The organism is Chryseobacterium aquifrigidense, from assembly GCF_006716485.1.
Taxonomy (GTDB): domain Bacteria; phylum Bacteroidota; class Bacteroidia; order Flavobacteriales; family Weeksellaceae; genus Chryseobacterium; species Chryseobacterium vietnamense.
The window spans coordinates 3,327,288-3,343,181 of sequence record NZ_VFPD01000001.1; the positions used below are offsets into that span (position 1 = coordinate 3,327,288).

General features: G+C 36.5%; 15 protein-coding genes. 8 read left to right on the plus strand and 7 right to left on the minus strand.

Annotated elements, in window-relative coordinates; translation table 11 throughout:
* Positions 1 to 81 precede the first annotated feature (81 nt).
* Positions 82 to 1,836 (plus strand): aspartate--tRNA ligase, encoded by a 1,755-nt coding sequence (aspS, locus tag FB551_RS14890; RefSeq protein WP_142018016.1) that lies wholly within the window; start codon positions 82 to 84, stop codon positions 1,834 to 1,836.
* A gap of 504 nt (positions 1,837 to 2,340) precedes the next feature.
* On the plus strand, positions 2,341 to 3,672 hold the full coding sequence (locus FB551_RS14895; protein ID WP_142018017.1) for a M12 family metallopeptidase: 1,332 nt from the start codon (positions 2,341 to 2,343) through the stop codon (positions 3,670 to 3,672).
* 67 nt (positions 3,673 to 3,739) lie between these two features.
* On the opposite strand, the gene FB551_RS14900 is transcribed toward FB551_RS14895, so the two are convergent.
* Both FB551_RS14900 and FB551_RS14905 read right to left on the minus strand, forming a co-directional pair.
* Entirely contained in the window at positions 3,740 to 5,011 is a 1,272-nt protein-coding gene (locus FB551_RS14900) for an adenylosuccinate synthase (RefSeq protein ID WP_142018018.1), read from the minus strand.
* A gap of 172 nt (positions 5,012 to 5,183) precedes the next feature.
* Positions 5,184 to 5,753: a Crp/Fnr family transcriptional regulator gene (locus tag FB551_RS14905; RefSeq protein ID WP_062675772.1), complete on the minus strand. Its 570-nt coding sequence runs from the start codon at positions 5,751 to 5,753 to the stop codon at positions 5,184 to 5,186.
* 146 nt (positions 5,754 to 5,899) lie between these two features.
* On the opposite strand from FB551_RS14905, the gene ku reads away from it, so the two are divergent.
* The 4 genes from ku to FB551_RS14925 all read left to right on the plus strand — a co-directional run bounded on the left by ku (position 5,900) and on the right by FB551_RS14925 (position 9,556).
* Entirely contained in the window at positions 5,900 to 6,685 is a 786-nt protein-coding gene (gene ku, locus FB551_RS14910; RefSeq protein ID WP_047435536.1) for a non-homologous end joining protein Ku, read from the plus strand.
* Positions 6,685 to 7,290, plus strand: a complete 606-nt coding sequence (locus FB551_RS14915; RefSeq protein ID WP_047435538.1) for a DNA polymerase ligase N-terminal domain-containing protein — start codon at positions 6,685 to 6,687, stop codon at positions 7,288 to 7,290. The genes ku and FB551_RS14915 overlap by 1 nt, the downstream gene beginning before the upstream one ends.
* 71 nt (positions 7,291 to 7,361) lie before the next feature.
* A complete protein-coding gene (ligD, locus tag FB551_RS14920) occupies positions 7,362 to 9,233 on the plus strand; it encodes a DNA ligase D (RefSeq protein ID WP_142018019.1) in 1,872 nt (623 codons plus the stop codon).
* A gap of 32 nt (positions 9,234 to 9,265) precedes the next feature.
* Positions 9,266 to 9,556, plus strand: coding sequence for a hypothetical protein (locus FB551_RS14925; RefSeq protein WP_142018020.1), 291 nt, complete (start codon positions 9,266 to 9,268; stop codon positions 9,554 to 9,556).
* A gap of 306 nt (positions 9,557 to 9,862) precedes the next feature.
* On the opposite strand, the gene FB551_RS14930 is transcribed toward FB551_RS14925, so the two are convergent.
* The 5 genes from FB551_RS14930 to FB551_RS14950 form a co-directional block, all read right to left on the minus strand.
* Complete coding sequence (locus tag FB551_RS14930) at positions 9,863 to 10,708, minus strand: mechanosensitive ion channel family protein (RefSeq protein WP_047435543.1); 846 nt, start codon at positions 10,706 to 10,708, stop codon at positions 9,863 to 9,865.
* 272 nt (positions 10,709 to 10,980) lie between these two features.
* Positions 10,981 to 11,715, minus strand: a complete 735-nt coding sequence (locus FB551_RS14935) for an SDR family NAD(P)-dependent oxidoreductase (protein WP_047435545.1) — start codon at positions 11,713 to 11,715, stop codon at positions 10,981 to 10,983.
* A gap of 138 nt (positions 11,716 to 11,853) precedes the next feature.
* The gene (yajC, locus tag FB551_RS14940) at positions 11,854 to 12,216 is read right to left on the minus strand and encodes a preprotein translocase subunit YajC (protein ID WP_142018021.1); all 363 of its coding nucleotides are present in this window, start codon (positions 12,214 to 12,216) and stop codon (positions 11,854 to 11,856) included.
* 10 nt (positions 12,217 to 12,226) lie between these two features.
* Positions 12,227 to 12,733, minus strand: a complete 507-nt coding sequence (locus FB551_RS14945; RefSeq protein ID WP_142018022.1) for a DUF1573 domain-containing protein — start codon at positions 12,731 to 12,733, stop codon at positions 12,227 to 12,229.
* A 1-nt stretch (position 12,734) separates the two neighbouring features.
* A complete protein-coding gene (locus tag FB551_RS14950; protein ID WP_034693040.1) occupies positions 12,735 to 13,640 on the minus strand; it encodes a transcription antitermination protein NusB in 906 nt (301 codons plus the stop codon).
* A 91-nt stretch (positions 13,641 to 13,731) separates the two neighbouring features.
* Here FB551_RS14950 and FB551_RS14955 point away from each other — a divergent pair, with 91 nt between their 5' ends.
* Together FB551_RS14955 and FB551_RS14960 are read left to right on the plus strand one after the other, a co-directional pair.
* On the plus strand, positions 13,732 to 15,393 hold the full coding sequence (locus tag FB551_RS14955) for an ABC transporter ATP-binding protein (protein WP_142018023.1): 1,662 nt from the start codon (positions 13,732 to 13,734) through the stop codon (positions 15,391 to 15,393).
* A 99-nt stretch (positions 15,394 to 15,492) separates the two neighbouring features.
* Complete coding sequence (locus FB551_RS14960; protein WP_027375472.1) at positions 15,493 to 15,828, plus strand: DUF3276 family protein; 336 nt, start codon at positions 15,493 to 15,495, stop codon at positions 15,826 to 15,828.
* The last annotated feature ends 66 nt before the right edge of the window (positions 15,829 to 15,894 follow it).

The window sequence follows — 15,894 nt, forward strand, 5'->3', positions numbered from 1 at the left end:
CCTGCAAAAATCTTATCTTTGCCAACGAAAAATTCAAGGTTCGGAATTGAACCTTAAACATTGAACTTTAAACAAATAATTATGTTTCGATCACACACCAACGGAGAGCTATCTCTGAAAAATCTGAATGAAGAAGTTACACTATCAGGATGGGTACAGACTATCCGTGATAAAGGATTTATGATTTGGGTAGATCTTCGAGATCGTTACGGAATTACCCAGCTGGTTTTTGACCAGGACCGCTCTTCCGCACAACTGATGGAAGAAGCTAAGAAACTGGGCCGTGAATTTGTGATTCAGGCTACCGGAAGAGTTATTGAAAGAGTAAGCAAAAACCCTAATATTCCAACAGGGGAAATTGAAATCCTGGTAGAGAAACTGATTATTCTGAACGATTCTCAGCTTCCTCCTTTCACTATTGAGGATGAAACGGATGGCGGTGAAGAATTAAGAATGAAATACCGTTACCTGGATATCAGAAGAAATCCGGTAAAAGATAAACTGATCTTCCGTCACAAGATGGCACAAAAAGTAAGAAATTACTTATCTGAAGAAGGTTTCATTGAAGTGGAAACACCTGTTTTGATCAAGTCTACTCCGGAAGGAGCAAGAGATTTTGTTGTACCAAGCAGAATGAACCCTGGACAGTTTTATGCATTACCACAGTCTCCACAGACATTCAAACAGCTTTTGATGGTAGGTGGAATGGATAAATATTTCCAGATTGTGAAATGTTTCCGTGATGAGGATTTAAGAGCTGACAGACAGCCGGAGTTTACACAGATCGACTGTGAAATGGCATTTGTAGAGCAGGAAGACGTTATGAACGTATTTGAAGGAATGACTAAAACCCTTTTAAAAGATATTACAGGTCAGGAATTCGGAAACTTCCCAAGAATGACTTTCGCAGATGCGATGAGAAAATACGGAAATGACAAACCGGATATCCGATTCGGAATGGAGTTCGTAGAACTGAATGAACTGGTAAAAGGAAAAGACTTTAAAATATTTGACGACGCTGAATTAGTAGTCGGAATCAATGTAGAAGGATGCGCAGAATACACAAGAAAACAAATCGATGAACTTGTGGATTGGGTAAAACGTCCTCAGATCGGAGCTACAGGAATGGTTTGGGTAAAATTCCAGAATGATGGTGTAAAAACCTCATCAGTGAACAAATTCTACAACGAGGAAGATTTAGCAAAAATCATTGAAAAATTCGGAGCAAAAGAAGGAGACTTAATGTTGATTCTTTCCGGAAACGAAAATAAAGTAAGAGCACAGCTTTCAGCATTGAGAATGGAACTTGGAAACCGTTTGGGATTAAGAAAAGGAAACGAGTTTGCACCACTTTGGGTTGTTGATTTCCCTCTATTGGAGTGGGATGAAGACACTGAAAGATACCATGCAATGCACCACCCTTTCACGTCTCCAAAACCGGAAGATATCCACTTACTGGAAACTGATCCAGGAAAAGCAAGAGCCAACGCTTATGATATGGTTCTGAACGGAAACGAAATCGGAGGAGGATCTATCAGAATTTTTGACAGAGATCTTCAGTCTAAAATGTTTGATTTATTAGGATTTACCAGAGAGGAAGCGGAAGCTCAGTTTGGATTCCTGATGAATGCATTCAAATATGGAGCTCCGCCACATGGAGGTTTAGCATTCGGGTTTGACCGTTTGGTAGCGATTCTTGACGGAAACGAAGTGATCAGAGATTATATCGCTTTCCCTAAGAACAATTCAGGACGAGATGTAATGATTGACGCACCAGCTTCTATTGCCGATGCACAGCTCGACGAATTAGAATTACAATTGAATTTAAAAGCATAAACATAAAGCGGGGTATTTGCCCCGCTTTTTTTATCTCTGTATTACAGGAAGCCTTAGTCGACCCGTTGTATCCTGGCCCTAATATTTAAAAAAAAATAATAGGAAAAAAATAGTATTATTTAGAGTCGAAGAACATTAAAAATTCCAGCATATCTTATCAATTTTCTAACAAAATAAACTTTATGCCGGTGAAATATGCATTTCAATATACTATATCAAAAATTCGTGAAATAATTAAATTTAAAATTTAACAGCAAAAATTAAATTAAAATAATTTTATTAACGAAATAAATACACATTATAAATAAAAACATAACAAAACAATCATTATATTATGTTATATGTAAATATCATTTTTATTAATATATTTACATTACACAGCTGAATTACAATGAAGAACTTAATCAAAACTTAGGAATTGATGTATTTTATAATCTGATGCGTAGGATAATAATAGAGCTGTTCATATTTTAAACCTTGATTACCAAACCAATATTAAATAATATGAAAAGCAAACTATTACTATTATCAGGATGCCTTGTTGTGGCCCTGAATTCATGTAGGTCAGACATTGAAAGTCCTCAAACTGATTCAACAGATCCTACAACCACAAAGCTGGACAATGCAAAGATTCACAAATTATTAATTGACGAAAAATACACGTACATTAATGAAGTAAATGGAGAATACTTTTATGCAGAAGATATTACGATTAGCCCCGAACAGTTTAGTGTATTACAAAAGCAGGCCAACCCTGAAATATCAACTGCCGAAAAAAGTACCATTGTAAGCTCCTTTATTAAGACATGGCCCAATGCAACAGTGTATTATACATTACCAAGCCAGGGAACTCTGAGTACTCAGAATTATAATACATTCCTGACCAATATCAACAAAGCGTTTGATATGATTTCTTCACAAACCAGTATGCAGTTTGTTGAACGGACCAACGAGACAGAATATATCACCTTTACTTATACAACGTCCAACAGTTCTCCGCTTGGATGGCAAAAAAACAGAGTTAACGGTATTAAAATTTACAACATTACCTATCCCGCCATTATTGCTCACGAAATAATGCATTCTATGGGAATCATGCATGAGCAGTGCCGCCCAGATAGAGATCAGTACATCATTGTAGATGTTAACAAAGCGGTGGAAGGAAGCCGTCATAACTTCAATCTTTATAATGATTATGCAGGACATGGTGCATTTGATTTCGGTTCAGTCATGATGTATCAGTCTACAGACTTTGCTATAGACGCAAGCCAACCGGTAATGATCAAGCTGGATGGATCTACATTTACCAAGCAAAGAACAGGATTGTCTGCAGGTGATTATGCGGGTATCAATCATTTATATGGACCTGTTAATGCCAGTTCTGCAATCAACGGAACTTATACGATGACAACAGCTTTAGCGAGTGATAAAAATGTAGATATTACCGGAAGTTCCACTACAGATGGCACGGGTATAATTCTGTATTCAGCTTCTACAGGGAACAACCAGAGATTTACTTTCACTAAATCAGATCATGGGTATTACATTATTAAATCAATATTGGATCCTGCAAAGGTTTTAACTGTGAAAAGTAATGGGACAACAAATGGAACAGCTGTTGAATTAAGAACCAATGCTAATACAGATTCTCAGAAATGGTTATTATTCAATCTGGGAAATAATGGTTTTGGATTTGCTCCCAAGAATGCGCCGGCACTGAGGCTAGAAGTAAAAGATGGTTTAACAACCAATCTTACTCCTATTGTCATCGGTACTACAGATCAAACGGTGCAGCCTTCTATAAAGCAACGCTTTACCCTTACAAAAGTTAATTAAATTTCTTCTTACAAAAAAGAGGTTAGGAAATAAACTTCCTAACCTCTTTCTATTTGAGAACTATTTATTAGATTAATTTCAACATCTCATTTCTGCCCGGTCCGGTAGAAAGATAAGCCACCGGAATTCCCAGTTCCGTTTCCAGAAATGATAGAAACTCCATGATTTCTTTTGGCAGCTCAGAAGGACTTTTCATTGCAGAAAAATCAGCATTCCAGCCATTCATCCATTTCAGTACGGGTTTTCCGTTTTCCGGAAGCAAACCTGAAATAGCGACTGTTTTTCCATCTTCCAGTTCATAATGGGTACAAACTGCCACAGATTTCAATCCACTTAAAACATCAGCTTTTGTCAGAACCAGCTGAGTGACTCCGTTGATCATTACTGCATATTTTAAAGCAGGCAAATCCAGCCAGCCTGTTCTTCTCGGGCGTCCTGTATTGGAACCAAATTCATTTCCTTTCATTCTGAGATCATCTCCAAATTCATCTAAAAGTTCTGTTGGAAATGCTCCATTTCCCACCCGGGTACAATATGCTTTCGCTATTCCGTAAATCTCACCGATCTTTTTAGGTGAAACACCCAAACCGCTACTCGCTCCTGATGCAGTCGTTGAGGAAGACGTTACATACGGATAGGTACCATGATCAATATCCAACATGGCTGCCTGAGATCCTTCGGCCAATACTTTTTTACCTTCAAATAAAGCTGTGTTAAGATAAATTTCAGTCTCTGTACAACTGAATTTTTTAAGGAATTCCACCGCATCAAAAAACTCTTTACTGATTTCTTCCAAAGCAGGCAGAACAATCATTCCTTCCTCTTCCAGCATTTTGTAATCTCTATTAAGAATATGCTGCGCTCTGCTTTGAAAATCCGGTAAAAATATATCCCCTACTCTTAGATTCTGTCTTAATATTTTGTTTGAATACGCTTGGGCAATCCCATTTTTTGTACTTCCGATAGTGGTATACCTGGTACTTTCCTCCATAAAAATATCCAGAAGCTTATGCGTTGGCATTACCAGATGTGCTTTTTGGGAAATAATGATACTGTTTTCCGGCTGAATGGTTTTATCAAATACCTGAAGATTCAGAATTTCTTTTTTAAAACTTACCGGATCAATAACAGTTCCGGTTCCGATTATATTCTTCACTCCATTCATAAAGATTCCCGAAGGAATCATTTTAAGCGTTATTCTGCGTCCGTTTCTTTCAATGCTGTGCCCAGCATTAGATCCGCCGTTAAAACGAGCTGTAATGTCGTAATTTTCACTGATAAGATCAATGAACTTTCCCTTTCCTTCATCTCCCCATTGTAGTCCTAATACAATATCCATATTCGTACTTTAAATTTTATGAAGCAAAGCTATGACAGTCAGCAGGAAACACCATTGCCATTTGACAAAAAGAGATCTGATCAGAAATGAGAAGCTAAATATCAGAGGTTAGAAGCCATTCACAACTCTCCCACTCACATTATTAATCGATTATCATCTATCATTAATAATCCTACACTATATTTCTCCTGATTCTGCTCAGTGAAGAAGGGGTCACGCCAAGATAGGAAGCCAGCATAGATTGCGGAACTCTGTTGGCCAGCCCTGGATAATGATTTAAAAAGTGAATGTACCGTGATTTTGCATCCTGATTGAGCATGATACTGGCGACCTTCAGTTTATTTTCTACTACAAAAGCGTGGATTCTTGCAAACAAAATAGGCCATACCGCAATTTTCTCTTCCAGGATTTTAAAATGCTCACGGTCAATGACCAGCAATACAGCATCGGTAATCGCTTCAATATCTTCATGTGCCGGCAGCTGATCGGTAAAGCCCTGAAAGTCCCCAATAAATCGTCCTTCATAAATAAAATACCGTGTAAAATCATCACCTTGCTTGTTATAGTACAAAGACCGGAAAACACCTTCCTTCACAAAAGCAATTCTCTGACTTACTTTCCCGGCTTCTATGAAAGGATCTCCCTTTTTGACCGTTATTTCCTGAATTCCTTCAGCAATCAACAGCTCATCCTGAGGATTCAGTGTTCCGAATTTTTTGATATAAGTAAAAAGCTCTTCCATATTTTGATATAACCACGGATTGCGGAAATATAAAGGTATAAAAGTCACGGATAAAAACAATTGTCATTTGACAACAAAGTCCATGAAAGGTACCACACGGGCCTCTGTCGGCATATTAATTGCTTGATTTTTAAAAACGTAAGACAATGAAAGCAATTTGGAACGGCGCAATTGGCTTCGGATTAGTCAACATTCCTGTTAAAATTTATTCCGCAACGGAAACCACAAAATTGGATCTCGATATGCTCGACAAATCTGATTTTTCAAACATCCGTTTCAAACGGGTAAACGAAAATACGGGGAAAGAAGTTAAATGGGAAAACATCGTCAAAGGTTATCTCATGGACGACAAATATATCGTTCTTGACGAAGAAGATTACGAAGCGGCAAGCCCTGAAAAAACAAAAATACTTTCTATTGACCAGTTTGTAAAGGAAGTAGAAGTAGACAGTATGTATTTTGAGACTCCGTATTATCTGGAACCTCAGAAAAATGGTGAAAATGCTTACAGACTTTTATTAAAAGCTCTTGAAAAAACTGCCATGGTAGGAATAGGAACTTTTGTGCTTCGTGACAGCGCAGCCATTGGGATGATCCGTCCTTACAATGACGACATATTGGTTTTGAACCGTTTAAGATTTGATCAGGAAATAAGAGATTATTCGGATTTAAAAATTCCTGCCCGGAAGGCGCCGAAACCTGCAGAGTTGAAGATGGCTGTCAGCCTGATTGAGCAGCTTTCACAGGAGTTTGATCCCGCCATGTATAAAGATACCTATTCTGATGAGCTGATGAAGATCATCAAGCAGAAAGCAAAAGGCAAAAATGTAAAAGCCCAAAAAGCTCAGCCTGCTAAAGAAGGTAAAGTGATTGACCTTATGGCTCAGTTAAAAGCCAGCCTGAATACCTCTAAATCCAAATCTGCATCATAATGGCTCTCAAAGATTATCATAACAAAAGAAAGTTCGATGAAACCAGCGAACCTAAAGGGAAAACAAAAAAGAGCAAAGACAAACTGATTTTTGTGATTCAGAGACATGCTGCCTCCAGACTTCATTATGACTTCCGGCTTGAAATGGAAGGTGTACTGAAAAGCTGGGCTGTTCCGAAAGGCCCGTCTTTGGACCCAAAAGACAAACGTCTTGCTATGATGGTAGAAGATCACCCTTACGACTATAAAGATTTTGAAGGGAATATTCCGGAAGGAAATTATGGTGCCGGACAAGTGGAAGTATGGGACAGCGGAACCTATGAGCCTTTGGAAGAGAATTCTAAACTTTCTGATGAAAAAGAACTTCTGAAGGAACTTCATGCCGGTTCTTTAAAGTTTATTTTACACGGTAAAAAGCTGAAAGGTGAATTTGCTCTGGTTAAAATGAAAAATACGGATGACAACTCATGGCTGCTTATCAAACATAAGGATGAATTTGCAGAAAGTCCTTATGATGCCGAGGAAAACACTTCACCAAAATCACTGGTCACCCAATTTCTAGAGGAAAAAAAAAGCCTAAAAATAAAAGAAAAAAAGAAGTCATAACTTCTGAAAAACCCTTCAGGAATTTCAATTCGTTAACGAACGAAAAAAAGCTTAAGTCTTTCATTAAACCTATGCTGGCTAAGCTTTCAGAGGAAGCCTTCAATGATAAAGACTGGATCTTTGAAATAAAATGGGATGGTTACAGGGCTATTGCAGACCTTAGCCATGATGCTCCGCTTTTCTATTCCCGGAATGGAATTTCCTTTTTATCAAAATTTGACAAAATTGCTGAGGATTTCAGCCAGCAAAAGCATAGTATGATCCTGGATGGCGAAGTTGTGGTCTATAATGACCAGGGAAAGCCTGATTTTCAGCTTTTGCAGCAAATTGGAGACAATCCTGATGCGGCTCTTGCCTATCAGGTTTTTGACCTGCTATGGCTCAATGGTCATTCTACGGAAGATCTTCCCTTAATTCAACGAAAAGAACTTTTAAAAGAAGCATTAACGGAAACCGAACGGATCAAATATTGCGATCATATTCCTGAAAAGGGCATTGAATTTTTTGAACAAATGAAAGAAATGCAGCTGGAAGGAATGATTGCAAAACGGGCAGACAGTCTGTATGTCGAAAATCACAGAACCACCGATTGGCTTAAAATCAAATTTTCCAATACAGAGGAGGTCATTATTTGTGGTTTTACAGAACCCAGAGGATCGCGGGAAAGTTTCGGAGCACTGATATTAGGAAAATTCATCGATGGTCAGCTTACTTACTGTGGCCATACAGGAACAGGTTTTAATACGGTTTCTTTAAAAGAAGTGTATGAGAGACTTCAAAAAATAATTGTAAAGTCATCCCCGTTCGAAACAGTTCCAAAAACCAATATGCCGGTAACGTGGGTAAAACCTGAACTGGTATGTGAAATCAAATATTCTGAAATTACCAAGGACGGAATCTTCAGACATCCGGTTTTTATTACCATCAGAGAGGACAAAAGCCCGGAAGATATTAAAGATCCATCCTTCACCGAAAAATCTAAAGATATGAATACGAAAGCTTCACCAAAAAAGACAAAGACTTCTGAGAAAGAGAAAGAAGTTACCTTAGATAAGCATCCTGTAAAGCTTACTAATCAGGATAAGGTATATTTTCCTGAAGATGGTATTACGAAAGGAGATGTTATTGAATATTATCAATCCGTAGCACGATATATTTTACCTTATTTAAAAAATCGTCCGCTTTCTCTCAACCGCTTTCCCAATGGAATTGAAGAGCAGAGCTTTTATCAGAAAGATGCAGGAGATCTTGTTCCTGACTGGATAAAAACCACCCAGGTATATTCTGAATCGAATGATAAATACATTGATTATATTTACTGCAATGACAAAGCAACCTTAGCCTATCTGAATAATTTAGGCTGTATAGATCTTAATCCGTGGAACAGTTCGTTACCGGATCTTGAGCATCCTGACTATCTGGTATTAGACCTGGATCCTTCTTCAAAGAATACTTTTGATGAGGTAATTGAAACAGCGCTGCAGGTGAATGAAGTTTTAAAATCAATTAAAATAAAAGGCTACTGCAAAACTTCCGGGAGTACGGGAATTCACATTTATATTCCGATGGGAGGTAAATATGATTTTGACCAGGTAAAAGATTTCGCCCATATTCTCATGAAACAGGTAAACGAAAAACTACCTAAGATTACAACGTTGGAAAGAAGCCTGCAGAAAAGGGATAACAAAAAAATTTATCTTGATTATCTGCAGAACAGAACAGGACAAACACTCGCAAGCGCCTACAGCCTCAGACCAAAACCCGGAGCATCAGTTTCCATGCCACTGGAATGGGACGAGGTAAAACCAGGCCTGAAACCAACAGATTTTACTATTAACAATGCCCTTGAAAGAATTAAGGAGAAAGGAGATTTGTTTAAACCGGTTTTGGGGAAAGGAATCGATATGATGAAGGCTTTGGAACTACTGCAAAATATTGATTAATTTCTCTATTTTTGCCTTCAAAGCTTTTACCCATGGATGATTCAATCAAATTACAGTTATATTTCAATGAAAATATAGAAAGAGAAAATCAGAAATTTTTCTTTCAGTATACATGGAGAAAGCATTTGGTTGAACTAAAAAAAGCAATCATATATGCTGTTCTATTCATGGCACTAGGATTTTTTCCTTTAAAACCCCTGAATCTTGGTCCTGTTTCCGTTATTTTTAAATATGGTAGTTTCTTATTTGCAGGATATATTTTTCTTCTTTTATATCAATATTTCAGTGCCAAAAATAAAACCATCAATTTAATAGAGGAATAGATTGAAAATCTTAGAAACAAACATGCTGAAATAAGTTTTATAACCCTTCACAAGGATAGTATTACTGTTAAAAATCCATTCAATACCATCAATTGTGTCTGGGATAAAACCCATTATAAAATGGTTAATCAATACCTTATTTTAAATATGGTTAATAAAAATATTAATTTCATTTTTACAGAACCTGAGTTTAAAAAGAATGAATATAAAATTTTATTAGATTTTTTACAGCAATATTCTAGAAAAGAGAAGTAAAAACTCCCACATTACAATAATGCGGGAGCTTCTTAAAAAAATTAAATATAATTATTGATTGTAAATGTGTACATCTCTTTGTGGAAAAGGAATTCCGATTCCTGCTTTATCGAGAGCTTCTTTACAACCGATGATTAGCTCTTCGTTCATCGTCCAGAAGTTTTCTGTGGAAGTACTTACTCTTACCGAGATATTGACAGCGCTGTCTCCAAGCTCTGTCACTACTACCTGTGGAGCTGGTACTGCAAGTGCATATTGATTGTTCTTAATAACATTCATTAAAAGGTCCTTGGTCTGTCTAAGATCTGCATCATAAGCAACGCCAATATCCAATGACGTTCTTCTTGTTCCCAGTTGGGTAAAATTGGTAATGCTGTTATTTGATACTACCCCATTTGGAATTACTATCAGTTGGTTTTGTGGCGTGATCAGTTTCGTATGAAAAATATCTATGGCATCTACAGTTCCTGAAACCCCTGAATTGGTAGAAATAAAGTCACCAATCTTAAAAGGTTTTAATAGTAGAATTAAGATTCCTCCTGCAAAGTTCGTTAAGGATCCCTGTAAAGCTAAACCTACTGCCAGACCTGCGGCACCAATCATTGCGACGAACGCGGAAGTCTGTACTCCAAGCTGCGTTACAACAACAATAAACAAAAGAATATTAAGTCCCCAGTTGATAATATTTAAAAGAAAATGCTGCAGTGAAGCTTCCATATTTCTTTTTTTGAAAGCTTTTTCCACCAGTTTCTTAATCATTCTGATCATCCAGGATCCGATCAGGTAAATCAATAATGCAGAAATGACTGCAGTAAAGATTCTCGGTGCCCACGAGATGGCTGAAGAAATTAAAGTGTCCCAGTGTTGTTGAATTTTGTTCAATTCTAAATCGTCCATTTTTATACTATGTGTTTTACTATTTGTATCAATACAGGATTGATATCTTCTGCAGGATTTGGAAAAAAGAAATACGCCCTTCCCTACCTGAGCGAAGGTAAAACATATTTATCCTTGAATTAGATTGACAGCAGAAAAAGAATATTTCAGCTTTATTCAATAATTATTCAGAAACTGAATCTTGCAGGAAGAAATAATTTTTGGGACATAGAATTACAAAAACAATACCGAACTGTCTCCTCTTAAAGAAAAATAACGTTAATGAAAATTCCTTAAGGCAATTTTGCAGCAAGGCTTTCCGGTAAAAGTCTAAGAATATGATAGATAATTTTCCACTTAAAGTTAGGGACAATGGTAAAAGAACTTCCTGCGTTGACAATAAATTTTGCCACGTAATCAGGTTCCATGATTAGAGATTCATTGAGTTCTAAGCCTTCGTTGATTTTTGTTCTGATATAACCAATAACCAAAGCATTCACAATAATCTTTCTGGAAGCTAATTCTTGTCTCAATCCTGCCAGAAACTGTGTAAACGCAGCCTTTGTACTTCCGTAGACAAAATTACTTTTTCTTCCTCTTACTCCGGACAAAGAAGAGAGTCCAATTATCCTTTCCAGATTTATATTGCTTCTATCCATTGCAATCATACTCAGGATAGACACGCCCCCCATATAATTGACCTCCATCATTTGCTTTGCTCCTTTGAAATCAGTAAGCGCTTTTTGATTGTCTACTAAAAACCCAGCAGCATACACTACAATATGAGGCTTTACAGAAAGACTGGAGTAAAATTCATGATGAGAATCAAAATCAGCAGCATCAAAATACATAACCATTACTTTTGAGCCGTCAAGATTGTTTGAATCAATAAAATCATTCAAAGAGGTTGTATTCCTGGAAGCTGCGATTACGGAAAACCCTTTCTCCACATATTGTTTTATACATTGCTTTGCTACATCAGAATTAGCCCCCAGAATAAGAACGGTTTTGTTTGTATTTTGATTCATGAAGCAAAGATAATTTTTATTAAACACTAATTTCACTAATTGTTTTTCACAAATGGACACAATTTTTCAAACCAGTGTAAAAAAATTGCGGCGGGTGAACAGAGTTCACCCGCCGCAGCTAAATATTTTCAGACTGAATTATTTTTTTTCTTCAGTTACTGTTTCTTTTTTGTCATCTGCCTTCTCAGCAGCTTTTGCTTTATCTCCAAAACGAGCTTCTGTCATTTCTCTTGAAACTGCTGCTTTTTCGAATTTCAGTTTTCCGGATAATGTTTCAATAACAAAACCGTCATCCTGAACCTGAGCAATTCTTCCGTGAAGACCTGATGTAAGAACTACTCTTGTTCCTACTTTAAGGTTTTCCTGAAAGTTTTTCTCCTGCTTTTGCTTTTTCATCTGAGGTCTGATCATCAGGAAATAAAACCCTACAAACATTACCCCCATCATGATCAGCATCATAGGTGAAGATCCACCTGCTGCCTGTAAAAATAGTGTCAACATATTCTAAATATTAGGGTTGAATGTTCGCTGTGAACGTTAATCTGATTGGAGCTTTTTCTACGTTTGCAAAAACGTCTGCATACTTCTGAACATTTCCGTCGAAGCTTGAAGAGTCAAAGTGCAATGTAACTTTTCCTTTTTTACCAGGCATAATTGGCTCTTTTGTAAAATCCGGAGCTGTACATCCGCATCCTGGTTTCACTTCAGAAATGATTAATGGGTTTTTACCCGTATTGGTAATTTCATATATGTGCTCTACTTTATCTCCTTTTTTGATTTTTCCAAAATCGAAGCTGTTTTCAGATAAAGCTACAGAAGTAGATGGTTCGTTAGAAACCGGAGCAGCTGCTTCACCAGTTACAGGGGGTGCCGCAGAATCAGTGGTTACCGGAGCCGCAACAGCTGCAGAATCAGTAGTTGCAGTTTCAGTACTTTGAGTTTCTTTGTTTTCTTTTTTACATGAAACTAACCCAAAGCCTATAATTGACAAGGCGATAATTGATAACGTCTTTTTCATTTTATATTCTATTTTGATCTTTACAATATTTATCTAAAATACCATTGATGAAGATATTGGAACGGTCTGTAGCAAATACTTTTGCAATTTCAATATATTCATTAATGATCACTCTTGAAGGGGTGAAAGCAAAGTTATCAAGCTCTGCAATGGCTGTAGACAAAATCACTTTATCCATTAAAGAAACTCTTTCCAGATCCCAGTTTTCCAGTCTTTCTTCAAGTTTCTTTTCATTGTTTTCCCAGTTGTTCAGGGTATCTCTCAACAATTTTGCAGCAAATGTTTTATCTTCTTCATCTTTAATCATTTTGATCAAAGTTCTGCTTTCTTCATCTTCTCTCAGGAAACCGATTGTTTTTTGTACCATGGAGTTGGCAATATGGATATCATCATACCATGAAAGTTCCTTATCACCTAAGTAATCATGAAAATCTTCATTTTCAGCAATGTATCTTAAGAATAATTTCCCGATAAATTTCTGATCTTCTTCAAAGGAATATCCTTCTTCTTTCATGAAATCCTGATAACGTTTCCCAGCAGTAATTCTCTGGAAAGTCTTTACCAATAAGTCATCATGCATATCCCATTTCAACTGCTTGTGCTGACCCGTGAAAAATAATCTTTCAGGGTTTTCTTCCAGCTTAAGTAATACCTGGTTATTGATGAATTTTTGGTTAGGATTAATATCAGCATCAGTTTTAAGAAATTTATTCTTACCAATTTCGATCTGATTTTCTGCCAAATCTTTCAGACCCACCAAAAAGTTGAGCTGATAGATGTATAGATAATAGATTTTCTCTATCCCGGCAAACATGTTTTTCTCTAAAACATCAAATTTTACAGGATTTTGGTAGTAAGAATACACGGTCTGTACTACTTTTTCACGGATTTGTCGTCTTCCTAACATTCAAAGAGCTTTTTTATGGCTGCAAAGATACAAAATTTAAAATTGATGAAATTCGTAGTGTGATGACATTTTTGTAATTTTGTCAAACTATATGAAAGCGCTAAAAACCTTAAACCCTTATTTTTGGAAACACAAAATGCTATTGTTTTGGGGGGTACTCTTTATCATCGCCAGTAATTTCTTTAATATATATAAAGTCCAGTTTGTAGGAAAATCTGTGGATGAACTTACAAAAAGTGGAAACCTTGGCTTCAACCAGCAGGTTTTAATCTATGTTGGAATTATTGTAGGATGTTCTCTTTTGACAGGATTCTTCACTTTTATGATGAGACAGACCATTATTGTTGCCTCCAGAAGAATAGAATATGAACTTAAAAATAAAATCTACAGACATTATCAGGATTTATCTTTAACGGATTATAAACAAACCACTATCGGAGACTTAATGAACAGATTGAGTGAGGATGTTGTTGCTGTGAGAATGTATCTTGGCCCTGGCGTAATGTATGTTGCCAACCTGATCGTTCTGGTAGTGATCACGGCAATTTATATGGTGAAAACGGATGCATCCATGACGATGTGGACCTTGCTTCCACTTCCTATTTTGTCTTTTGCTATTTATAAGGTAAGCTCTATCATCAACAAAAAGTCGAAGATCATGCAGAAAAGCCAGTCTGCGATTTCAACTTTTGTTCAGGACAGCTTTTCCGGAATCCGTGTGGTAAAATTTTTCGCCAGAGAAAAATACATTGAAAAAAACTACGGAATCAAAGTCACCGATTATCAGAATAAAGCTTTGGATCTTGCCAAAACAGAGGCCTATTTCTTCACCATTATTCTTTTTGTCATCGGATTATTAAATGTTGCTATTATCTGGATTGGAGGAACAAAATATATTGCCGGAGAATTAAGTATTGGTAAGATTGCAGATTTCTTCATGTATATCAACACCTTGATTTTTCCTTTCTCTATGGTAGGATGGGTAACTTCTGTTAACCAGAGAGCTGAGGCATCCATGCAAAGAATCAATGAATTCATGGATAAAAAATCTGAGATCATTAATACTAATTTTGAAAACTATCCTATCAAAGGAGATATCGAATTCAGAAATGTTTCTTATGTATATCCGAATACAGGAATCAAAGCACTGGACAATCTAAGTTTCAAAGTAAAAGCCGGAGAATCATTAGCTATTATGGGTAAAACCGGTAGTGGAAAATCAACTATTGCCCTGCTGTTATGCCGATTAATAGATCCTACAGAAGGAGAGATTCTCATTGATGGTAAAAACCTGAAAGACCATAATCTGGAAAACTACAGAAACTTTATCGGGTATATTCCCCAGGAGAGCTATTTGTTCTCTGATTCCATTGAAAATAATATTGGTTTTGCCATTGATCATCCTTCTCACGAGAAAGTGGTAGAGTATGCCAACATTGCGGATGTTCACAAAAATATTGTAGAGTTTAAAGACCAATATAAAACACTTGTTGGTGAACGCGGAGTCATGCTTTCGGGGGGACAAAAGCAAAGAATTTGTATCGCAAGAGCCTTAATTAAGGACCCCAATATCATTATTTTTGACGATTCTTTATCTGCTTTGGACACTGAAACGGAGCAGAATATTCTGGAAAATATTGACAAAAAAATCAGTAACGCAACTTCCATAATTATCACACACAGAGAGTCTAGCGCTCAAAAAGCCCATCAAATTATCAACCTGACCGAAATTGCCAATTCTGTAACCGCTTAGCCATTTCATTCTCAATTGTTAAATAAATCATAAAAAAAATTTTGTGATTAAAAGAATTCTTTTATATTTGTTCTTAACAAGATTAAAAAATATCTAACAATGAGTGAATACAAGGAACGCCATGAAAATGAGATTTTCACGAAGGTGTTAAAAGCAGGGAGAAGAACTTATTTCTTTGATGTGCGCGAGACGAAAGCAGGAGATTATTATCTTACAATCACTGAGAGTAAGAAGAATTTCGGAGAGAATGGGGAAGCTACATTCGAGAAGCATAAAATTTACCTTTACAAGGAAGATTTTAAGAGTTTCCAGGAGATGTTTAATGAGTCCACAGATTTCATCATTAATGAAAAGGGTGAGGATGTAATTTCAGAAAAACATGACAAAGACTTCAAAAGCAGATCTTTCACAATTGATTCTGACGACGAAGTTTAAAAAAGAATATCTAAAAACACAAGCATCTGAAAAAGATGCTTTTTTTATGCTCTACATTCAGCATTT